The sequence below is a fragment of the Pseudomonas sp. OF001 genome (assembly GCF_904426495.1).
Classification (GTDB): Bacteria; Pseudomonadota; Gammaproteobacteria; order Pseudomonadales; family Pseudomonadaceae; genus Geopseudomonas.
Genome location: NZ_CAJGBM010000023.1, coordinates 107,077 through 128,285, shown reverse-complemented (window position 1 = coordinate 128,285; position 21,209 = coordinate 107,077). Strand labels below are relative to the sequence as shown.

Here is a 21,209-nt window from a genome sequence, read left to right as displayed (position 1 = left end):
GGCAGTGGCCGCGCGCTGCGTGCGGGTACTAGCTGGCCAGCTCGAGCCGGTAGCAGGCGCTGAAGCCGTTGTCGTCGCGGCCGACCACTGTGGCCCGGCGGATCGGTACCTCGCGTCCGCTGCCGACGACGAAGGGCAGCCGGTTGTCGACCGGATACCTCAGCCCGGCGAGCGGGGGCGCGTAGCCGGCCTGCATGGCGCTGCGAGCCAGAATCAGATCGACCAGGCTGGGTGCAGCGCTGAGGATCCCGGTAAGCGGCTGCGCAGCGCCGACATGCGCGGCCGGTATCCGGCCCAGGCGGGCACTCAGCCGCCGGTCCTGCTCCGGCTCGCCGCTGGCAGTGCAGACCAGCAGGTCGGTCGACTCGGCCGGCAGCTGCAGGGCGTCGAGGTTGGCGTGCGCCGTCTGACCGACCAGGCACACGTGCGCCGCGGTCGGCAGATCCGCGCAGCGCTGCAGCACCAGTGCCGCGGCGCCCTCACCGGCAATGCCGCCCCGGCCGCGTTCGTCGAACGCCAGGAAGGCCTCGGTGCCATTGGCGGAAATGACTCCGGCGCGAACCAGCGCGGCGAGCGCCAGCGCGTCGAGTTCGCTGCCAGAGCCGACCACGATGGCGGCATCGATACGGCCGCTGCGCAGCGCGGCGCAGGCCTCGCGCAAGGCCGCCTGGTTGCCGGCGACGCCCTGCATGAAGGCGCTGCCCTCGCACTCCAGACGGTGGGCCAGGCTGACCACCCCGAGCAGGCCGTTGCTGAGGCTCTTCAGCACCAGGAAGGGGTCCAGGGCACGCTCCTGCAGCACGCGCCGGCTGAGCCCGGCCTTGTCCAGGCCGAGCTCGCTGGAGCAATCGCGCAGCAACTCGGCGTAGGCATCGAGCGAGGGATGGGTGTAGCCCCCCTGGCAGCCATAGAGTCCCAGGCGCAGCCGCCCCTGCTGCGGATCGATCCCGGCCTCCGCGAGCGCCTGGCCGACCGCACTGACGCCCCAGGCCAGCGCCGGCGTGCAGTAGCGGTGCAGGTTGCGCGGCACCTCCTGACGGCAGCGCTGCTGGACGTCCTCGGCGACGTGGCCGAAGGCGACCACCCGGCGACTGTGGAAGTGCCTGGCACGTAGTGGTCCGATGCCGCTGCGCCCGGCCCGCGCGGCCGCCCAGAAGGGGTCGACGCCCCAGCCGGTGGCCAGCACGCAACCGGCACCGCTGATGGCGATCCGCTGATCGACGTGCTTCATCCTCTGCTCCCCCGGTATTTGCCCAGCACCAGCGACGCGTTGAGGCCGCCGAAACCGAACGAGTTGCTGAGCGCCACCTGCACCGGGCGGCTGACCGCCCGCTGCGCGCAGTAGTCCAGATCGCAGTCGGGGTCCGGGTGCTGCAGGTTGAGGGTCGGCGGAATGCGATCGTCGCGGCAGGAAAGCGCCGTGACGATGAACTCGGGTGCCCCCGCCGCGGCGATCAGATGGCCGAACTGCGACTTGTTGGCGCAAACAGCCAGCTGGCGGTAATGCTCCTCCTCGGCGAACACGCTCTTGATCGCCAGGGTTTCCGCCACATCGTTGAGCGGCGTGGACGTCCCGTGGGCATTGACCAGATCGACCTGCCGCGGCCGCATACCGGCATCCTCCAGAGCCGCGCGCATGGCCAGGGCGGCGCCGCGCCCCTGCGGATCCGGAGCGGTGACCTTGTAGCCATCCAGACTGCTGCCATAGCCGAGCACCTCGGCATAGGGCGTGGCGCCACGGGCCAGCGCCCGTTCCAGCCGCTCGAGGACCACGAAGCCACCGCCTTCGCCGGCGACCAGGCCGCTGCGGTCGCGATCGAACGGCCGACACAGCTCGCTGCCCCAGCGCTGCTCGCTGCTGACGGCACCCAGCAGGTAGAGCGCGCTCATGGTGTCGAGATTGAGCACCGAATCGGCCCCGCCGGCCACGGCGACATCCACCTCGCCGCGCCGGATCATCCGGAAGGCATTGCCGATCGCCTGCGCAGCGCCCGCACAGGCACTGCTGACGTTGAGCACCGGGCCTTCGCAGGAGAAGTCCGCGGCGATCAGCCGCGACAGCCGGTCGTTGGCCTGTCGCAGCGAGCCATCCGCGTGGATCTGCGCAGAACGCTGCATCAGGTGGCGCCAGTCCGCCCCCTGGCCGCCATCGGCGGGCAGCGCCAGACGCATGTCGGCGAGCATGTGCTGGGGCGCGCCGGATGCCGTCAGCACCGCGGCACGGCTGAGCTCGCTGACGGCCAGGCCGCTGTCGGCGACCGCCTGGGTGGCGGCGATCCAGCCAAGGCGACTGCGTTTCTCCATGGGCATGTCCCACGCCGGATGCCCCTGCAGTCCGGACGGCAGGCGCGTGATGTCGACGGCCGCGGCGAACCGCACCGGAAAGCCGCCGTCCTCGACTTCCTCCGGTTGCCAGGGCGCTACGCAGTGCCTGCCGCGCAGCATCTGCTGCCACATGTCCTGCCATTGGAAACCGAAGCCGGTCACCGCCCCCATCCCGGTGATCACTACCCTTGCTCCGTTCATGCCTTCTCCTTCCAGGTGATTGCCAGCAGCATGGCGTCGCAGTGCCCTGCCCGGCTGACGCTCGACAGCAGCACATGGCGCAGGCGGGGCTCGCGTTCATGACGCGGATCGCCGATCAGGGCAGCGATCTCGGTAGCAAGGCCACTGGCGCCCAGTTCGCCGGTTACCTCCCGGGTATCGCGCAGGACGGCACAGGCAGCGAAGGGCTCGCTGGCGGCAAGATCGGGGACGCTGCCGCCCAGCCAGTCGATGTCGCGCGGCGTCAGGCGCTCCGCCTGCAGCGCCTGATGCACGGCCTGCTGCAGCACTGCCGGGCGGCGCTGCGGGTCGGCACTGAAGCCACGGCCGTAACCGGCCACCCGCACCTCGAGGCCTTCGAGCGGCGGCTGGGCGGCCAGCAGCAGTGCCGCGGCCCCCTCCCCGTACAGCACGTCCTGGCCCGGCTCGTCGCGCAGGAACAGGGCCGGCGTCAGGTTCGGGCTGCAGCTGACCGACAGAGCCGCATCGGCCCGCCCCTCGGCGATTTCCGCAACCGCCTCGATCAGCGCATCGAAGCCGGCACCGACCTGCGCGCAATAGCCCGCCATGACGCCCCGGCAGTCCAGCGCTTCGGCGACATAGGCCATGACCGAGCTGTTGAGCAGGGTCAACGCGTGTAGCGGCGGGGTGTTGGCCAGCAGCTGCGCAAGAAGCCTGTCCGGCTCGCGCTCGATGGCTTCGACCGCATCCCAGCAGGGACTGGGCGCGTCAACCTCGGGTATCGCCGCCGTCAGCCCTACCCGCTGCGCCGGCAGTCGCAACTCGCGCAGAGCCGGCGCCAGTCGTGCGGCGCAGTGCAGCAGGCGCAGCCCCTGCGGCTCGACGCTGCGCTGGATCTTGCGGTCGAACAGATCCGCCGGCAGCCGCGGAGCCGCCACGGCATGCGCCGTTCGCTCGGCGGCGAACGGCAGAGGCCGCGGCTGTGGCACCGCGCCGTGGAGATCGCCGGCCTCGCTGCCGGCGGCATTGAGTACGGAGGCCGCCACCAGGTACACCGGCCTTCCCTGCAACATGGTCATGCTCAAGCCCTCCCCAGCACGATGGAACTGTTGATGCCGCCGAAGCCGAAGGAGTTGGACAGCACCACATTCACCGACTGGAGCCTGGGCTCGGTCAGGAATTTCAGCTCGGGAAACTGGGCTCCATCCGGGCAGTAGTTCAGCGTCGGCAGGAGCACGCCATCGCGCAGGCTGATCAGCGAAAGCACCGCCTCGATGGCGCCGCTGCCGGCCAGCGAGTGGCCGACGGCCGACTTGTTGGCAGTGAGGGTGATGGCATCCAGCTGTTCGCCAAAGACCCGCTTGAGAGCCAGGGCCTCGCAGCTGTCATTGACCTGAGTCGAGGTGCCATGGGTATTCACGTGCTGCACGGCATGCGGCAGCAGACCGGCATCCTCTATCGCCTCCTCCATGCAGCGCGCGTACTTGCTGCCATCCTTGCTGCTGGCCGTCATCTTCTCCGCCTCGCAGTGGTTGGCATAACCCAGCACCCGGCCGAGCACGTGCGCCCCGCGGCGTTCGGCGTGTTCGCGCGACTCCAGGACCAGAAAGGCAGCCCCCTCGCTGAGCACGAAACCGCTGCGGTCGCGCATGAACGGTCGACTCTGCCGCTCGGGTGGCAGCTCGCTCTGCTGGCACAGCGCGCCGAGGCTGCCGAACATGTAATAGGGCAGCTCGTTGGCCATCAGCTCGACGGCGCCGCACAGTGCAAGGTCGATCTCGCCACGCTCGATCGCCCGATAGGCGCTGCCGATGGCCACTGTTCCGGCTGCGCAGGCGTCGGAATGGGTGGAAATGTGGTCGCTGATCCCCAGCTCTGCGGCCAGCTGGAAGGTCTGCTGGTCGACCCGTCGCGAGAATACCGGCTCGATGTCCGGCTGCTGCCCGAGGAGACGGTCGAGGTCCAGGCAGTCATCGTTCAGACACATGCCAAGGCGGTCGAGATCCTGGACGTTGGCGCAGTACTTGTTGGCGCCGAGGAAAAGGCCGCTGCGGCTCTCCCCGAACGCATTCGCCGTCAGCCCCGCGTGGCCCAGAGCCTGTCTGGCGACATAGGTCGCCAGCACGCACTGCCGCGGGGGTACGACCGGATCGCCGTCATAGGCGTCGAACATGTGCAGCCACTGCTCGTCATCGAGATAGCCGGCCGCCGTGTTCGGAAAACCGAGCTCCTCGAACAATGGGTGGCTGCGAACGCAGGAGCGATTCTCGCAGATCCGCCGAAACAGACTGTCGCCGTCCAGCACCGTGGGAGCCACCAGACCGTAGCCGGTGACGCAGACTTCGCGCGCCCGCATGGCGGCCCCTAGACGCGTTCTTGCAGGTTGGCAGCGACGAATTTCTCGACCAGCAGCCGGGAAACCTGATCGCCGTCGGCAGGACTCAGGCGTGCGCTGCAGGAGCTGCATACCACCAGGTTCTGCGGGCTGAGGCTGGCATGCTTGCCGCCGCACTGGGGGCAGGATTCCGGCAGGTGATCGAAGAGGTTGTGACACTGGGCAGCCCAGTTGCGGACCGTCGTGGCGGCGAACACATCGGCCGGCTTCATGCCCGGGCGCAACTGGCCATCGGCATAGGCGTTCAGGCTCCCCTCGAGCAGCGCCTTGCCGGCCGGGGTCAGGCCGCCGGCGTCGACGAATGCCTGCAGATCGCCGCATACTGCAGCGGCGTGATCCAGTACGCTGGTCTTGGGCAGGACGCAGCCGTAGCGTCTGCCGAGCTGAAAGCTCAGATCGACGATGTCCAGGGAATCGGCGGAGAGATCCTCGACGATGCTGCTGTCGGCCTCGATATCCTCGATGTCGAGAACCAGCAACTGGGCAAGGATCTCCCGCGTGCTCGCGATGACGGATTCCAGTTCCAGGGGGTTGTTCAAAGTCCTGCTCCTTGTCTGTCCATAGCCGTAACCCGATAGTTACGTCACGGTGAATGACCTGCCCCAACCAGGGCGCGCGCACTCTAAACTCTCTCCCTAGGGGCAGAGTCAACCGCGCAGAAGCTGATGGCAGACGGCCGGAAGGCCGTGCAGGAAGTCGGCAGCCCGACCCAGAACACAAAGAGCCCTCCCCACTCGCGTGGGGAGGGCTCCGCTTTTTCTCGCGCGCTGGCTGCTGGCGGATCAACGCCCCCAGCGGGCCGCCGCCTCGGCGCTGAACATGGCCGGCGTCCAGTTTTCCTTGGTTTCCAGGATCGGCGCGCCGGTCTCGTTGGCGATGTTGTCCACCAGGTAGGCGCCGGAGATCAGGTCATGGTGCGCGGCGATGCCCCAGTAGGGCGTCTGCGACTCGTAGGCCCACATCCAGTTGCCCAGCACGGTGCGCCACAGCTGGCCGCGGCCGTCGTACTGGTCGGACAGCGCCGAGCCCCAGGTGTCCTCCTGGATGTAGAACACGCGCTTGGCGTACTGGTGGCGGAAGCCGGGCTTGAGGGTCGCCTCCAGCACCCAGACGCGCTGCAGCTCGAAGCGCATGGGCTCGGTGTTGACGTGGCCCTTGTGCTTGATCAGGTCGGCGATCTTCACGCTGGCCTGGTTGGTGCTGAAGGCGTTCCAGGGGATGTACATCTCGCGCTTGCCGACGATCTTCCAGTCGTAGCGCTCCGGCGAGCCGTTGAACATGTGGTGCTCGTCGACGGTGCGGAAGCCGCCAGCGCCCTGCGGCATGTCGAAGCCGAACGACGGCGCCTGGCGCACGCGGCGGGTGCCGGGGTTGTAGATGTAGACGTCGCGAGGCAGGGTCTTGTAGTTGAAGGTCTCCCGCGTCGAATACACCGTGCCCTTGTCGCGCAGCGGCAGGTGGGTCTTCTGGATGGTCAGCGACTGAATGCCGCCGTAGGGTGGGGTGAAGTCGGTGGTGTCGCGCATCGCGCCCGGTTCGGAGCGAATGCCGAGGAACTTGTTCTCCATCTTGCCCCAGGCCAGGTTGCCGTCCGGGTAGACCACCACGTCCTGGGTGGTCAGCTCGGTCTTGTGCGGCTGCGGGCCGGTGTTGTTGATGTTCCACAGCAGCTCCAGGCCGGTCTTCGGGATCGGGAACGGCTGGGAGCCGGTCACCGCCTTGAGGCCGAGGCCGTCGTCGACCAGTTCGGCGGTGGTGGCGTTCTTCTTGAAGGCCTCGCACACCCAGTCGGGGAAGCGGAAGTCGCGGTGGCTGGTATACACCGGCATCTTGAAGGTGTCCGGGTACTTCTTGAACAGCGCCTTCAGGCCGTCGCTGAGCTTGTCGGCGTACTGGTCCATGTTCTGCGCGGTGATGGTGAACAGCGGCTTCTCGCTGGCGTAGGGGTTCTCCCAGAACTTGCCGGTGCCCTCGTGCTTGATGTGGTCGGGGGCGCCCAGCCACTTGCCGGAAAACTCCGGAATGCTGCCGTCGGCGTTGCCGGCCTTCTCGGCGCCGGAGCAGGTCAGGTCCTTGCCCAGGCGCGCGGCCTCTTCGGCGGAAACCTTGGCCGCGGCGGTCTGGCTGAATGCGCAGAGGATGCCCGCGCTCAGCAGGCTGGCCCGGAAAAGAGTCGTCTTCATCGCTGTGTCTCCTGCTGTTACAGGTTGTACTTGAGGTTGAAGGCCACGAAGTCCCTGTCGGCCAGCGGACGCTCGAGCTGGTCGGCCGAGCCCAGATAGGCGTTGTAGGTCAGGCCCATCTCGAGGTTGTTCAGGTACTTGAACTTGGCGCCGAGGCTGGCGCGGGCGTCGCCATCGCCGCCGAAACCGAAGGTGCTCACCGAGGACTGGTTGAAGGCGTGGCCGTAGCTGAACGGCACGTCCAGGTCCCAGCCGTTGAACACGTTCGGGTAGGTCAGGGTCACCATGAACTGGCCGAACTGGGCGTTGCGGTCGTTGGCGAGGGCATCGAGGCCGCCATCGTCGACGTCGTTGATGTGCACCGCGCCGAATTCGCCGGCGAAGGAGGTCTGCGGCGCGATCCAGCTGTCGCCCCAGGTCTTCAGCAGCGAAACCTGCGCCTGGGTCGCCTCGCCGCGCGACACGCCGGTCTTGGTCAGCAGCGACAGGCCGTCCTTGTAGCTGACCTCGCCGGACACCTGCCAGTCGCCGAGGCGGGTGGAGATGCTGGCGCCGGTCAGGTCGACATCCTCGAAGTACTTGAGGGTGTAGGAAGTCGGGAGGAAGGTGACGGGGTCGATGTTGAGCAGCAGGCTCGGCGTGCGCTCGTGGTAGCGCAGGCGGTAGGCGCCCACCTCGGTGTAGGGGGTGAGCTTGTAGCGCGCCCCGACGCCCCACTCGCCGCCGTCGCGGGCGTTGTCGGTCTCGGTACGGGGAATGGCCGCACCCAAGCCCGCCAGGGTCGCCAGGTCGCCCGGGGCGAAGCGGATGTACTGGCCGCCCGGGCCGATCATGTCGGCGTAGGAAAAGTACTCGCCGGCCGGCGACAGCTCGTAGGGATGGTTCTTGAACTGGTAGTAGCCGAGCAGGGTCCAGTCGTTGACCGAGAAGCGCGCGGAGGCCTGCAGTTCGGGCAGGAGGATTTCCTTGATCTCGGTGCCGGGGATGTTGCTCTTGGTGGCGTCGACCGGCCCCTGTACCCCGGAAATGCCGGAGATGAACAGGCTCTCGCCCCAGGCGACGACCTGGTTGCCGAGACGCACGTCGAGGAAGCCGCTGTCGCCCACGGTGGTGCCGCCATAGGCGTAGGCATCCAGCAGGCGGGTGCGCTTGCCGACGCGGTCTTCGGCCTCGGAGCTGAACTCGTCGGTATCACCCAGCTTGTTGATGGTGTTCGCCGAGTGGTTGTCGTTCTTGCGGTTGTAGGCGAAATCGTAGAACGACGAGCCGCGCAGCATCAGGCCGTAGTCGCCCTTGTGGATGTCCATTTCGGCGAGCAGGCTGACGCGGTTGTTGAAGAAGCTGCCACGGTCGAAGTTGCGGTTGCCGTCGTCGCCGTTGATGTTGTTCAGCAACTCGTGCGCCTGCTTCTCGGCACGCATGTTCAGGCCGTAGTTGAAGGTGGCCAGATAGTCGACTTCGAAACCATCGCCGAACTCGAAGGAGCCGGCCTGCGCGGCCGGCAGCGCCAGCACGCCCACGGCGCAGCCGAGCAGGCTGAGTTTGAAATGATGCGGCAAGCGGGACACGCCACGTTTCTTGTATTTGTAATTCATCAGTTCAGCTCCTCTCGGAGGATCTTGTTGGTTGTTGTCCTGATACGGCCTTGCATCTCGGCAGACCCGCCATTTGCCAGTTGGCTTCTGCCTCGACAACCGCAGGTGATCGTCGAGTGAGTTCATGATTACCCGCGAAAAATCCGCTCACATACTTGGTTCGGACTAGGCGGATCGGCAGCATTCCGGCTATCGATCGGCACTTTTCGCAGGCACGAAAGTGCCCCTGCGCGGCATGCAGGCGCGCACTCGAAGTCAGTGGAATTGCCGGTGGCTGCCCGTCACGGACAGCCACCGGCGTCGATCAGGCGGAAGGCTGAGCGGCGGGCAACTGGTCGGCGCGGCGCTCGCGACCGACGTTCAGCCAGCAGGCCAGCGCCGGCAGCAGCAGCACCGCGCCGAACACGTTCACCAGGAACATGAAGGCCAGCAGGATGCCCATGTCGGCCTGGAACTTGAGCGGCGAGAAGGCCCAGGTGGCCACGCCGACCGACATGGTCACCGCGGTGAAGATCGCCGCCGTGCCGCGCTGGCGCATGGCCTCGTAGAACGCCATGCGCAGGTCCTGGCCCTCGTGCTCGATCTGGTGCTTGACCCGCTCGAACAGGTAGATGCCGTAGTCGACCCCCACCCCGACGCCCAGGGCCACCACCGGCAGGGTCGCCACCTTGAGGCCGATGCCCAGCGCGGCCATCAGCGCGTTGCACAGCACCGACACCACCGCCAGCGGCGCGATGATGCACAGCACCGCCTTCCAGGAGCGGAACATCAGGAAGCACATCAGGGTGATGGCGCCGAAGATGGCCACCAGCATCTCCACCTCGGCCTGCTCCACCGCCTCGTTGGTCGCCGCCATCACCCCGGCGTTGCCGCCGGCCAGGCGGAAGGCGTCGGCCACGCGGAACTCGGGGCTGTCCTTAGGCTGCTCGGCGATGAAGCGCTTGATCTCGCTGGTCAGGTGATGGAGGGTCGCGCCTTCGTGGTCCCGGGTGTAGATCAGCACCTGCATCGCCGTGCAGCCCTGGGTGTTCATGCCCAGGTCCGGGTTGTAGGCCTCGGCGCCCTGCTGCAGGGCCTGGCTGCTGCGCGGCAGCGCGGCCCAGCGCGGATTGCCTTCGTTGTTGGCGGCGATGCCGACCTTGGCCATGTCCGGGACGCTGACCACCGACTGCACGCCGTGCACGCCGCGCATGAAGGTGGCGAAGCGGTCGACCGCGCTCATCACCGAGTAGTGCAGGCAGGCATCGCCCTCGAAGCCCTTGGCCTCGACCACCACGCTGAGCACGTCGACGCCGATCGCGTAGCTGCCGACGATGCTGGCGTTGTCGCGGTTGTAGCGCGAGTCCTCGCGGAACTCCGGAGCGCCGCTGCCGATGTCGCCGACCACCAGCTTGCGCGACTCGGCGATGCCCAGGCCGAGCAGGCCCAGACAGACGACGGCCACCAGCAGTGCGGTGCCGGGCCTGGTCACCGCCGACAGCTTCCACCAGAACGGATGGCGCTTTCCGCCGGCCGTGGCGGTGCGGCGGGCGGAGTCCTCCAGACGCATGCCGGAGAGCAGGATCGGCAGCATCATCTTGTTGGTGATGATCATCAGCAGCACGCCCAGGCAGGCGGTGATGCCCAGTTCGCGCACGCTGTCGATCTGGATGCGCATGATCACCGCAAAACCCAGCGCGTTGGCCAGCAGCGCCAGGGCGCCCGGCACGAAGATGCGGCAGAACGAGCTGTGCGCCGCGGCCAGCGAACTCGCCCCGCCCAGCACCTCCAGCTTCCAGGCGTTGGTCATCTGCACCGCGTGGGAAACGCCGATGGAGAAGATCAGGAACGGCACCAGGATCGACATCGGATCGATGCCGTAGCCCAAGAGCGGCAGCAGGCCGAGCAGCCAGACCACCGGCAGCAGCGCCACCACCAGAGCCAGCAGGGTCATGCGCAGCGAGCGGCAGTAGGCGAACAGCAGCACCGTGGTGATGACGAAGGCCAGCAGGAAGAACACGAACACCGCGTTCAGGCCGCTGACGACGTCGCCGATCAGCACCGGAAAGCCGATGATGTCGACCTCGATCTGCGCGCTGGCGTACTTGGCGCGCACCGCATCGAGCGCCCTGGCGATCTCGACGTAGTCGACCTTCTCGCCGGTCTCCGGGTTGATTTCCTGCAGGTCGGCGCGGATCAGCGCGCCGCGCAGGTCGCCCTGCACCAGGCGGCCGATGACGCCGGCGCGCGCCACGTTGCGACGCACGGTCGCCAGGTCCTGTTCCGAGCCGCCGAACTTGGCCGGCACCACCACGTCGCCGTAGAAGCCCTGCTCGGTGACCTCGATGAAGCGGGTGTCGGGGGTGAACAGCGAGGACACCCGGGTGCGGTCGACGCCGGGGATGAAGAACACGTCGTCGGTCGCCTCGCGCAGGGCCTTGAGGAACTGCACGTTGTAGATGTCGCCCTCGCCTTTCCAGCGCAGGTTGACCAGCACGCGGTTGGCCCCCGGGAAGGCCTTCTGGTACTCGGTGAAGGTCTGCATGTACGGGTGCTGCAGCGGGATCATCTTGTAGAAGCCGGGGTCCAGCTTGATCCGGGTGGCCGTCGCGGCGAACACCACGGTCAGCAGGATGAACAGGAGCAGCAGCCAGCGGCGGTTGGCCATGAGCAGGTCGGCACAGCGGTCGACCCACTGGGCATTCTTGTGGTTGTCCATGAGAGTGTCCGCTTGTGTCAGTGAGTCTGGGATGCGGCCGGCTTGCCGGCCACGGCGATGCCGGACTGCCCGGTGAAGATCAGCCGGCCATCGGCCAGCTCGGCGACGCTGGAGAGGCTGCCGGCGCCGCCGTCGTTGAGGCGCTTGAAGGTCCGACCGCCATCGCCGGACTGGGTGACCACGCCGCCCTCGCCGACCAGCACCACCTTGCCGTCGCCGGTGTGGGTGCCGCCATACAGCGACAGGCCGGTATCGGCGTCGACCTCCTGCCAGGTAGCGCCGAAATCACCGGTGCGGAACACCTTGCCGCGCATGCCGTAGACCAGCCAGTCGCTGGCCGACAGGGCGATCAGGCCGAAGAAGCTGCCGTTGTAGAAGTCCGGCAGGCGTTCCCAGCTCTGCCCGCCATCGGCGGAGCGCGCGACCAGGCCGCTCTCGCCGACCAGCATCAGGCGCTGCTGGCCGCCACCGGCGATGCCGTAGAAATGGCGGTCGCCCAGGCCGGTGTCGCGGGGCTGCCAGGTCTTGCCGCGATCCTCCGAGACCAGCAAGCGGCCGAAACTGCCGGTGGCGAACAGCGGCCCTCGGGCAGTGCCCCACACGCCCATCAGCGCCTCGGCGGCTTCGGCGTCGAAGTGGGCTTCCTGCCAGCTCCGGCCGCCGTCCTCGCTGCGCAGGATCCAGTTGTCATGGCCGATCGCCAGGCCCAGCGACCGGTCGGCGAAGAACACCTGGGTCAGGGTCGAGCCGCGCTGGGGCGCGACTGCGGCCTCGCGCCACGGCTGGCCGGCACCCTGGCTGTGGAACAGGTGACCCAGTTCGCCGGCGGCGACCAGCTGCGCGCCGGCGGCCTGCGTCGCGCCGTTGATCAGCATCAGCTCCGGGCGGGCGTCGCTGGACGGGAACGCCGGACTGGGGCGGGGCAGGAACGACGCGACCGTGCCCGCGGCCACCAGGCCGACGATGCACAGGCCGATCCAGATGCGGGAACGGCCGGGCGCCTGGTGGGCGCCGACCTCTGTCGGCGGCACCGCGCGCAAGGCCGACTCTGTATTTATTTTTGTGACTGGCTGCATGACTCCTCCTCGTCACCCCAGCTCCGGCAGCCCAAAGCAGACTGCGGTGCTGGGGGATGGCCAGACTGTGGCGGCGCCAAGGGGGCGTCGCATCGTCCGATCAGACAAGGGGAGTCATCCCTCCCTCATTCGGACGATGCTTTGGGCGCGGGATCGCTGGAAGCTCTGGGCTGGCCGCGCGCCAGCCTTGCGTCTGCGACGGTGGAGAAACCGCTCGTCGCTTCTAGTCCGTTCGGACTAGGACAAAAGCACACTCGCTTCCTATGGTGGCCTTGAGACGCGACGGCAAGCCGTCGGCTCGCTGCCTGCAGTTCGATAGCGAGAACAACAACAATGAAAACAAGAAAGCTGATCTACCTGGCCGTATTTTCTGCCTGCACCACCCTCTCCCCCGCCCTGCTGCCCAGCAGCCAGCCCGCGTTGCTCGCCCAGGCAGACAGCTGTCAGTACTGTCCGGCACAACTCGTCGCGCCCTCCATTTCGCTCGGCCAGCTGTCCCTCTAGGCGGCGAACGCCAGCCGCCCCCGGCCTGCCGGGGCGAATTCATGCGCCTTGGCGGTGTGTTTGGGCGAATGAATTCGCCCAAACAGCGCCGAAGCCGCTCAGGCACTGGCCCTCCCCCCGCTTCAAATTCCGCTCGCAGCGCTGCCGCCTTACGGGGCGCAAACGAAACCGCCCGGCGAATGCCGGGCGGTTTGTATATCACGGGCGGATCAGCGCTTGTCGACGGTAACGATCTCGCGGCGTTCGCTCATCAAGGCCGGCACTTCGGCCTCGTCGGTGTAGAACTGCTGGTACCACTCGCGCAGCTGGTAGACCGGGCCGTCGCCCTCGGCCAGCACCGGGTTGTTGATGCACACCTTGTGCTTCCAGATGTCCACGTCCTGGTAGAAGGAGGTGCGGTTCTGCTGCACATACTCCTTGGCCAGCGCCTCGTTCTGCTCCTCGCTCCAGCCCGGCATCTTCTTCACCAGGCAGCCGAAGCGCAGCTCGAAGCTGTTGGGGCCGATCGGCACGTGGCAGTTGAGCAGGATCGAGTGCACTTCCATGCCTTCGAACACCGCGCGCATGCGGGTGAAGTGGGTGGCCGGGCCGAAGTAGGCCGACTCGGCGACCAGGTCGCCGCCCAGGCGGATCGAGTCGCCATGGAAGATCTGGTGGGCGATGTGGCCCTCGAAGATGTTGGCGAAGTACTTGGTCGGGGTGCCGTGCACCGGGCCGAAGTGCTGGGCGTCGGCGAGGTTGTCGACCAGCTCGCGCGGATGGGTGTCGATGATCAGGGTGTCGAGGTGCCAGTCGTGCGACCACTCGTCGCTGTCGATTTCCGGCAGGTGCGGGATCACCACGTCTGCGGCCGGGGCCTTGCCTTCCGGGTTGTTCCAGACGAACAGCAGGCCGTTCTCCTCGCAGGTCAGCCAGGAGCGGGTCTTGGCCTTGGGCGGGATGCGTTCGCAGTAGGGAATTTCGGCGCAGCGGCCGCTGCCCTCGAACTGCCAGTGGTGGAACGGGCAGACCACGCGGTTGCCCACCAGAGTGCCCTGCGACAGGTCCGCGCCCATGTGCGGGCAGTGGGCGTCGAGCAGGTTGATCTTGCCGCTGTCCTCGGCGAAGGCCACGAGGCGGGTGCCGAAGATGTTCAGGGTGTGCAGCTTGCCGTCGCGGTAGTCGTCGGCGACACCCAGGCAGTGCCAGCCGCGCGCGAAACGGTGCGGCAGCGCATTGTTGGTGTTGTTATTGGTCATCAGGCTTTCTCCGTTGAGCACACGCAAGGCGGGACGCCGTCCGGCCGCGCCTCGGGGCGGGCCGGACGGCGGCGTCCGACGATCTTCACCGAGGCACGCCCTGCGCTCATCATCCGCTTGGACTAGAAAGCACGATTTCAGGCACTGACTGGCGCCCGCCAGTCGGCGACTATGCCCTGCTCCAGGGCGAACGGCTGGGCGGCGATGGTGCGCTTCTGGAACTGCCCCGCCTCGGCGGCGGTGGCCAGCCAGAGCATGACCTGCGCCGGCACCTCGGGCGGCGCCATGCCGCCGCGCAGGGCGATCACGCCCTTGTCGCCGATGGTGGCCATCAGCGCCTCGGTGGTGACCACGCCAGGGTTGATGGTGAAGGCGCGGATGCCGCGCTCGCCCAGCTCGGTGCTCAGCACCCCGGACAGGCGCGACACCGTGGCCTTGCCGGCGCCGTAGGCATAGCCCCAGCCGCCGCGCCCGGCCGCCACCGGCGGGTCGCTCTCGCCGGCGCCGGAGGTGACGTTGATGATCACCCCGTCGCCGCGCTCGAGCATCTGCGGCAGCACCGCGCGGGTGGCCAGGAACGGCGCCAGCAGGTAGCCCTGGTAGACGCGCAGCAGGGTCTCGGGCTCCAGCTCGAGGAACGGCAGGTTGAGGTCGCCGCCCTGGTAGATGGCGTTGTTGACCAGCACGTCGATGCGCCCGAAGTGCTCCAGCACCGCCGCGCAGGCGGCGCATACCGATTCCGCGTCGAGCAGGTCCATGCGTACCACGAACACCTCGCGGCCCAGCTCGCGGATGGCCGCGGCGGTCGCCGCCAGGCTGCCGGGCAGCGGCGTGCCGTCCGGATTGCGCAGCGCGTGCTGGTGGCTCTCGCCCTCCTCCAGCGTGCGCGCGCTGATCGCCACGTCGAAGCCGGCGCGGGCGAAGGCCAGCGCCGTCGCGCGGCCGATGCCCCGGCTGGCGCCGGTGATGAATGCCACCTTGTTCATTGCAGACTCCTTGAATTGAATCCCCGGCCCGGCGCATGACCGGGCCAATCTCCTGCAGGGGCAGTCTTGGCGCCGGACATGCCGCCCGGCATCGTCAATACGGACCAGAAACGACGAGGCCACCCGCAGGTGGCCTCGTCGTTGGCGATGAAAAGTCAGAACTTCGCCGGGCGCACCATGGCATCCATGCCGCCGTCGACGAACATCACGCTGCCGTGGATGAAGCTGGCCTGCGGCGACTGCAGGAAGGCGACCAGCGCGGCGATCTCCGCCGGCTGGCCGGCGCGGCCCTGCGGGGCGACGAAGTCGCGCACCGCCTGACCGAAGCGCGGATCCTCCAGGGAGGCCTGGTGCAGCGGGGTCTCCACCGCGCCCGGCGCCACCACGTTGAGGCGCAGGCCACGGCCGCCCCACTCCACCGCCTTCTGCCGGGCGTAGCGGGTCACCGCGAACTTGGAGCTGGCATAGGCAACGTGCGCCTGGTTCAGCTCGTTGGCCAGGGCGAGTGCGCGCGCCTCGTCACCGGCCAGCATGGCTTCGGTCATCGGCTGGCTGTCGGCGCCCGGCTGGGTCGCGGCGACCGAGCCGATCACCAGCGCCGCACCCTGCTCGCCGCGCGCCAGCGCAGCGGCTAGGCCCTCGAGCAGCGCGGTGACGCCGAAGTGGTTGACCGCGACGATCAGGCCGGAGGACGGCGCGGTGACGCCGAGGCCGGCGCAGCACACCAGGCCGTCGAGCACGCCGTCGCAGCGGGCGAGCACGTCCTCGACCGCCGCCTGGCGGCCTGCGGCGGTGGACAGATCGGCGATCAGCTCGGCATTGGCACGGTCGATGCCGATGATCTGGTGACCGGCGGCGCGCAGGGCGGCGCACACGGCGGCACCGATGCCCGACGCGGAACCGCTGACAGCTGTGACTGGCATGGAAACTCTCCTTGATGACTGGCCTGGATGGCTGGGTTTACCCCACTCTAGGGGCGGCGCGGCGCGCGTCGAATCGTCCGAGCGGACGATATCAGCCGGCGCGCAGTCGCTGCGCCTGGCCGTCGGTCTGGCCGACAGCCATCACGCTGTTGAGCATGATGCGCACCAGCTCGGTCTGCCGGCGCACGCCGGTCTTGGAGAAGATCGCGCGCAGATGGGCGCGCGCGGTGTTGCGGCGGATGTTCAGCGCCTCGGCGGCCTCCTCCAGCGACAGGCCGTTGGCCAGCTCGAGGCACAGCGCGGTCTCCGCCGGGGTGAGGTTGAACAGCTGCTTGGCCACCGTGGTGCTGGTCAGCGACTTGCCGACCGCATCGCGGATGTACACCACCACCGCCGGCTGGCCCTTGCTTTCCGCCCACTCCAGCGAGGGTACCGACTCCACCACCACCACCAGGCTGACCTGGCCGGACGGCCGGGCGATCGACACCGCCTCGGCGATCGCCGGACTCTCCTTGCCCTGGCGGGCGAAGGCATTGCGCACCAGGCGCTGCAGCTCGCGGTTGTCGCTGGGATAGGAGGCCTCCAGGCGACCGCCGACCACCTTGAGGCCGTCGGCGCCGGCGAGGATCTCCTGGGCGATGGCGTTCTGCTGCAGCACGCGGCCGCTCTCGTCGAGCACGATGGTCGCCACCGACAGGCGGCTGATTGCCTGGGAGTACAGCGTGCCCATCGACTGGCTGCGGTCCAGCTGGTTGTGCATGTTCAGGGCGCGGCGCAGGTGCGGCAGGATCAGCTCGCACAGGGCGCGGTCGCGCGCCGAGAACTTCGGCGCGGACTCGGGGCGGGTGATGCGGAAGCGTAGCTTGCCGGAATCCGGGGTGGCGATGTCCACGCCCATCACGTGGTACACGCCCTTCGGCCCGCACCAGTGCTGGTAGTAGGAGGACTCGCGCCAGTCCTTCTCGCTCATCAGGTCGTCGACGGTGAACACCTTGTCGACCGGCTGGTTGATGAACGGGGTGCTGGAGTGTGGGTAGGTCAGGTAGGTGACCTTGCCCTCGCCCTCGACGTTGCCGGCGACGATCATCAGGCCGGCGTCCGACTGGTCGGGGACGCGCAGGATCAGGGTCACGTAGTTGGCGGCGAACAGGTCGCGCAGCTGCTCCATGGGGATGTGCCACAGGCGGCTGTCCAGCGCCGCATCGTACAGGGCCGCGACCAGACGGTCGTATTCGGCCAGATCCAGGCCCGCCAGGGCATGGAGGTCTGCAGTAGTCTTTTCCACCCTATCACCTCTTGGCGGAGACGGCTCATGGGCCGGCTCCTTATTGTTCTTGTCGATCAGGTTGCCCCGGGCATCCTCCGGGCCGGCGGCGCAAGCCCCCTGCCCGGTGCGCCTCCTGCGCCGGTGCGGCCGCCGTCGAAACGGCGGGCACCTTCGTCATTTTCCTGTCGTCAGGATACTGCCAAAGCCGGGAGGCAGTTCAAGAGCCGCGATCTTGAGGCCTCCCGGACTTCTGTTTCCGGCTGTTACACGCAGGCCGTCGCCTCCTTCGTCCCGGCCTGCGACCGGCGCTGGCTGGCGTCGGCGGTGGCGGCGCCCTCGCGCGCCCGCACCAGCGGCCGCCCCTCGTTGAACCAGGCCGCCAGGGCCGGCAGCAGGAAGATCGCGCCGAACACGTTGACCAGGAACATGAAGGCCAGCAGCACGCCCATGTCGGCCTGGAACTTCAGCGGAGCGAAGGCCCAGGTGCACACGCCGATGGACATGGTCAGCGCGGTGAACACCGCCGCCGTGCCGCGCTGGCGCATCGCCTCGTAGAAGGCGTGGCGCAGGTCGCGGCCCTCCTCCATCTCGTGCTGGATGCGCTCGTAGAGGTAGATACCATAATCGACGCCGACCCCGACTCCCAGCGCGACCACCGGCAGGGTGGCGACCTTGAGGCCGATGCCGAGCAGCGCCATCAGCGCGTTGCAGAGGATGGCGACGATGGCCAGCGGCACCAGGATGCACAGCACCGCGCGCAGCGAGCGGAAGGTCAACCAGCAGAACAGCGCCACCGAGCCGAACAGCGCAGCCAGCATCAGCACCTCGGCGCGGTCCACCGCCTCGTTGGAGGCGGCCATGATGCCGGCGTTGCCGCCGGCCAGGCGGAAGTTCACTCCGGGAGTGACGTCGGCGGCGACGATGCGCTTGAGTTCCTTGACCACGTGGGCGACGGTCGCCCCCTCATGGTCGGTGAGGAACACCAGGATCTGCATCTGCTGGCAGCCGTCGGTGACCATGCCCAGCTCCGACGAATAGGCGCGCGAGCCCTGCTGCAGGCCGCGCTCGGAGTTGGGAATCGCCGACCAGCGCGGGTTGCCCTCGTTGTTGCCGGCGATCACCACCTTGCCGGTGCCGGTGACGCTGGACACCGACTGCACGCCGGCGACGTGGCGCACAGCGAAGTCGAAGCGGTCCACCGCACGCATCACGGCCGGGTCCAGGCAGGCCTCGGGGTGATCCTTGACCTCGACGAACACGGTCAGCACGTCGAGACCGATGGCGTAGCTGCCGACGATCCGCGCGTTGTCGCGGTTGTAGCGCGAGTCGCTGCGCAGTTCCGGCGCGCCGGCGCCGATGTCGCCGGTCTGCAGGTCGCGGGCCTTGAGGGTGCCGACGGTGAGCAGGATCAGGCTGGTGGCGAATACCAGCAGCGCCGGGCCGGGCTTGGCCAGACTGGAAAGCCCCCACCACAGCGGGTGCTTGCGGCCTTCCAGCGGCTTGTTGCTGGGCTGCGCCGAGCGTTCCAGACGCAGGTGGGAGATGATGATCGGCAGCATCATCTTGTTGGTGACGATCATCAGCAGCACGCCGAGGCAGGCGGTCACGCCCAGCTCGTGGACGATGGGGATGTCGATCAGCATGATCACCGCGAAGCCCACGGCGTTCATCAGCAGGGCCAGCGAGCCGGGGATGAAGATCTTGCAGAAGGCCGCATGGGCCGCGTCCTGCGCGCTGGCGCCGGCCAGCACGTCCTGCTTCCAGGCGTTGGTCATCTGCACCGCGTGGGACACGCCGATGGAGAAGATCAGGAACGGCACCAGGATCGACATCGGGTCGATGCCCAGGCCCAGCAGCGGCAGCAGGCCGAGCAGCCAGACCACCGGCAGCAGCGCCACCACCAGCGCCACCACGGTCAGCTTGAGCGAGCGCGAATAGCCCCACAGCAGCGCCGCGGTGATCAGGAAGGCCACCACGAAGAAGCCCATCACTGCGCCGAGGCCCTCGACCACGTCGCCGACCAGCTTGGCGAAGCCGACCACGTTGATCTCGATCTGCTCGTTGTTGTACTTGCTGCGGATTTCCTCGAGGCGCTTGGCCACCTCGACGTAGTCGACCTTCTCGCCGGTCTTCGGATCGACGTCCTGCAGGTCGGCGCGCACCATCGCCGCCTTCAGGTCGGTGGCCACCAGGCGGCCGATCTGCCCGGAGCGCGCGGTGTTGCTGCGTACCTGCTCGAGATCCTCGAGGGTGCCGGCGAAGCGCGGCGGCACTACCACGTCGCCGAAGAAGCCGTCCTCGGTCACCTCGACGTACTGCACGTTGGGGGTGAACAGCGAGGTCACGCTGGAGCGGCTGACCCCGGAGGTGAAGAACACGTCGTCGGTGACCTTGCGCAGGGTATCGAGGAACACCGGGTTGTAGATATCGCCCTCGCCCTTCCAGCGCACGCTGACCAGGAAGCGGTTGGCGCCGGTGAACACCTTGCTGTATTCGAGGAAGTTCACCATGTACTCGTGGCGCAGCGGGATCAGCTTGTTGAAGCCGGGGTCCAGCCGCGTCTGCAGGGCGCTGGCGCCCAGGCCGACGGTGATGGCGACGAACAGCACCATCAGCGCGCGGCGGCGGGCCATCAGCAGGTCGGCACAGGCCTCGACCCAGCGATCCACCCGGGAAGTTTGTCCTTTCATCACGTCACCCTCAGTCCTGCACGGCGGTGATGCCGCCACGGAAACTCTTGAACACGCCCTGCTCGCCGCCGACCACCAGCACACGCTCGTCCAGCGCCGCTACCGAGGTCAGGGTGCCGAGGCTCTTCAGGCGCAGGCTGTCGACCAGCTTGCCCTGGCCGTCGAAGCGGCTGACCACGCCGCCGGCGCCGACCACCAGCACGCCGGTCTGCCCGGGCAGCCGCGCATGGCCGTAGAGCGGCGCGGTATGGCCGAGCGGGACCTGGGTCCAGTTCTGGCCGAAGTCGTCGCTGACGAACACATGGCCGCGCATGCCGTAGGCCAGCCAGCGCTGCGCCGACAGGCGCACCACGCCGAACAGCGAGCCCTTGTAGAAGGCCGGCAGGGCTTCCCAGTTCTCGCCGCCGTCGGCCGAGCGCAGCACCGTGCCCTGCTCGCCGACCAGCATCAGCTGGCCGTCGGCGCCGCCGTCCATGCCGTTGAGGTGATAGCCGTCCACCGGCAGCTCGCGGGCCTGCCAGCTCTGCCCGGCGTCGCGGGACACGAAGAACTTGCCGTAGCTGCCATAGGCCATCACGGTGTTTCCGGCGCCGGCCCAGACGCCGAGCAGCGGCTCGGCCAGCTCGTTGTCGATGCGGCTCTCCTGCCAGTGCTTGCCGCCGTCCGCGGAGCGCAGGATCCAGCCGTCATGGCCGACCGCCACCAGGCGCTCGGCCGACAGCCGCGCCACGCCGGTCAGCGAACTGCCGCGGCGCTGGTCGATGGCGGCCTGCTGCCAGCTGTCGCCGAGGTCGTCGCTGGTGAGGACGATGCCCTGCTCGCCGACCGCAACCACCCGGTGGCCGTCGACGGTCATGTCGTTGATCAACAGGCGGTCGGTGCGCAGCTCGGTGGCCGGCAGGGGTGGCGGGGTACGGTGCGAGAAGGCGTACGCGGTGGTTGCCGCGACCACGGCCGAGACGGCGTAGGCGATCAACTGGCGCATGGCGACCTCCGCAGGCGATTGAGTGCTTTCATGCTGTCTTTCCCTTGTTCTTGTTGTGGGCGAGCGCGACGCGGCGGTCGCTCGACGCAGGCGGATACAGCCCGATAGTCCCCAGATAGAGCGGTGCCGGCATCGTCCATAAGGAGTACGCCGGCACAGAGGGG

16 protein-coding genes are annotated in these 21,209 nt (G+C 68.1%); 1 reads left to right on the top strand and 15 read right to left on the bottom strand.

From position 1 onward, the window contains the following. Positions 1-28 precede the first annotated feature (28 nt). The 9 genes from RA210_RS13910 to RA210_RS13870 form a co-directional block, all read right to left on the bottom strand. Positions 29-1,231: a beta-ketoacyl synthase N-terminal-like domain-containing protein gene (locus tag RA210_RS13910; RefSeq protein WP_201486880.1), complete on the bottom strand. Its 1,203-nt coding sequence runs from the start codon at positions 1,229-1,231 to the stop codon at positions 29-31. Continuing rightward, positions 1,228-2,526, bottom strand: a complete 1,299-nt coding sequence (locus RA210_RS13905; protein ID WP_201486879.1) for a beta-ketoacyl-[acyl-carrier-protein] synthase family protein — start codon at positions 2,524-2,526, stop codon at positions 1,228-1,230. The genes RA210_RS13910 and RA210_RS13905 overlap by 4 nt, the downstream gene beginning before the upstream one ends. Further along, positions 2,523-3,584 (bottom strand): beta-ketoacyl synthase, encoded by a 1,062-nt coding sequence (locus RA210_RS13900; RefSeq protein ID WP_236574741.1) that lies wholly within the window; start codon positions 3,582-3,584, stop codon positions 2,523-2,525. Before RA210_RS13900 ends, RA210_RS13905 begins: the two co-directional genes overlap by 4 nt. Positions 3,585-3,586: 2 nt before the next feature. Beyond that, positions 3,587-4,861, bottom strand: coding sequence for a beta-ketoacyl-[acyl-carrier-protein] synthase family protein (locus tag RA210_RS13895; protein WP_201486878.1), 1,275 nt, complete (start codon positions 4,859-4,861; stop codon positions 3,587-3,589). 8 nt (positions 4,862-4,869) lie between these two features. Further along, the gene (locus RA210_RS13890; RefSeq protein ID WP_201486877.1) at positions 4,870-5,439 is read right to left on the bottom strand and encodes an acyl carrier protein; all 570 of its coding nucleotides are present in this window, start codon (positions 5,437-5,439) and stop codon (positions 4,870-4,872) included. A gap of 243 nt (positions 5,440-5,682) precedes the next feature. After that, on the bottom strand, positions 5,683-7,083 hold the full coding sequence (locus RA210_RS13885) for a DUF1329 domain-containing protein (protein WP_201486876.1): 1,401 nt from the start codon (positions 7,081-7,083) through the stop codon (positions 5,683-5,685). A gap of 17 nt (positions 7,084-7,100) precedes the next feature. Next, the gene (locus tag RA210_RS13880) at positions 7,101-8,678 is read right to left on the bottom strand and encodes a DUF1302 domain-containing protein (RefSeq protein WP_201486875.1); all 1,578 of its coding nucleotides are present in this window, start codon (positions 8,676-8,678) and stop codon (positions 7,101-7,103) included. Between the two features lie 304 nt (positions 8,679-8,982). Then, positions 8,983-11,376: an efflux RND transporter permease subunit gene (locus RA210_RS13875; RefSeq protein WP_201486874.1), complete on the bottom strand. Its 2,394-nt coding sequence runs from the start codon at positions 11,374-11,376 to the stop codon at positions 8,983-8,985. A 17-nt stretch (positions 11,377-11,393) separates the two neighbouring features. Beyond that, positions 11,394-12,452 carry a WD40/YVTN/BNR-like repeat-containing protein gene (locus tag RA210_RS13870; protein WP_201486873.1) on the bottom strand — a complete coding sequence of 353 codons (1,059 nt, stop codon included), beginning with the start codon at positions 12,450-12,452 and terminating at the stop codon, positions 11,394-11,396. 333 nt (positions 12,453-12,785) lie between these two features. Here RA210_RS13870 and RA210_RS13865 point away from each other — a divergent pair, with 333 nt between their 5' ends. Further along, on the top strand, positions 12,786-12,956 hold the full coding sequence (locus RA210_RS13865) for a hypothetical protein (protein ID WP_201486872.1): 171 nt from the start codon (positions 12,786-12,788) through the stop codon (positions 12,954-12,956). A gap of 209 nt (positions 12,957-13,165) precedes the next feature. Here the strand turns inward: RA210_RS13865 and RA210_RS13860 are convergent, their stop codons facing one another. From RA210_RS13860 to RA210_RS13835, 6 genes are all read right to left on the bottom strand, one after another. Then, positions 13,166-14,194, bottom strand: a complete 1,029-nt coding sequence (locus tag RA210_RS13860; RefSeq protein ID WP_201486871.1) for a Rieske 2Fe-2S domain-containing protein — start codon at positions 14,192-14,194, stop codon at positions 13,166-13,168. 137 nt (positions 14,195-14,331) lie between these two features. Further along, a complete protein-coding gene (locus RA210_RS13855) occupies positions 14,332-15,180 on the bottom strand; it encodes an SDR family NAD(P)-dependent oxidoreductase (RefSeq protein WP_201486870.1) in 849 nt (282 codons plus the stop codon). 155 nt (positions 15,181-15,335) lie between these two features. Beyond that, positions 15,336-16,103 (bottom strand): SDR family oxidoreductase, encoded by a 768-nt coding sequence (locus RA210_RS13850; RefSeq protein WP_201486869.1) that lies wholly within the window; start codon positions 16,101-16,103, stop codon positions 15,336-15,338. A 91-nt stretch (positions 16,104-16,194) separates the two neighbouring features. After that, positions 16,195-17,388: a helix-turn-helix transcriptional regulator gene (locus RA210_RS13845; RefSeq protein WP_236574740.1), complete on the bottom strand. Its 1,194-nt coding sequence runs from the start codon at positions 17,386-17,388 to the stop codon at positions 16,195-16,197. A 245-nt stretch (positions 17,389-17,633) separates the two neighbouring features. After that, positions 17,634-20,060, bottom strand: coding sequence for an efflux RND transporter permease subunit (locus RA210_RS13840; RefSeq protein ID WP_201486868.1), 2,427 nt, complete (start codon positions 20,058-20,060; stop codon positions 17,634-17,636). Between the two features lie 10 nt (positions 20,061-20,070). Next, positions 20,071-21,045 (bottom strand): WD40/YVTN/BNR-like repeat-containing protein, encoded by a 975-nt coding sequence (locus tag RA210_RS13835; protein WP_136488568.1) that lies wholly within the window; start codon positions 21,043-21,045, stop codon positions 20,071-20,073. Positions 21,046-21,209: the final 164 nt, after the last annotated feature.

Coding starts and splice junctions, on each gene's coding strand:
- RA210_RS13875 (WP_201486874.1), bottom strand. CDS start 11,376: ATGGACAACCACAAGAATGCCCAGTGGGTCGACCGCTGTGCCGACCTG.
- RA210_RS13855 (WP_201486870.1), bottom strand. CDS start 15,180: ATGAACAAGGTGGCATTCATCACCGGCGCCAGCCGGGGCATCGGCCGC.
- RA210_RS13885 (WP_201486876.1), bottom strand. CDS start 7,083: ATGAAGACGACTCTTTTCCGGGCCAGCCTGCTGAGCGCGGGCATCCTC.
- RA210_RS13905 (WP_201486879.1), bottom strand. CDS start 2,526: ATGAACGGAGCAAGGGTAGTGATCACCGGGATGGGGGCGGTGACCGGC.
- RA210_RS13870 (WP_201486873.1), bottom strand. CDS start 12,452: ATGCAGCCAGTCACAAAAATAAATACAGAGTCGGCCTTGCGCGCGGTG.
- RA210_RS13910 (WP_201486880.1), bottom strand. CDS start 1,231: ATGAAGCACGTCGATCAGCGGATCGCCATCAGCGGTGCCGGTTGCGTG.
- RA210_RS13860 (WP_201486871.1), bottom strand. CDS start 14,194: ATGACCAATAACAACACCAACAATGCGCTGCCGCACCGTTTCGCGCGC.
- RA210_RS13835 (WP_136488568.1), bottom strand. CDS start 21,045: ATGCGCCAGTTGATCGCCTACGCCGTCTCGGCCGTGGTCGCGGCAACC.
- RA210_RS13880 (WP_201486875.1), bottom strand. CDS start 8,678: ATGAATTACAAATACAAGAAACGTGGCGTGTCCCGCTTGCCGCATCAT.
- RA210_RS13895 (WP_201486878.1), bottom strand. CDS start 4,861: ATGCGGGCGCGCGAAGTCTGCGTCACCGGCTACGGTCTGGTGGCTCCC.
- RA210_RS13900 (WP_236574741.1), bottom strand. CDS start 3,584: ATGACCATGTTGCAGGGAAGGCCGGTGTACCTGGTGGCGGCCTCCGTA.
- RA210_RS13840 (WP_201486868.1), bottom strand. CDS start 20,060: ATGAAAGGACAAACTTCCCGGGTGGATCGCTGGGTCGAGGCCTGTGCC.
- RA210_RS13850 (WP_201486869.1), bottom strand. CDS start 16,103: ATGCCAGTCACAGCTGTCAGCGGTTCCGCGTCGGGCATCGGTGCCGCC.
- RA210_RS13865 (WP_201486872.1), top strand. CDS start 12,786: ATGAAAACAAGAAAGCTGATCTACCTGGCCGTATTTTCTGCCTGCACC.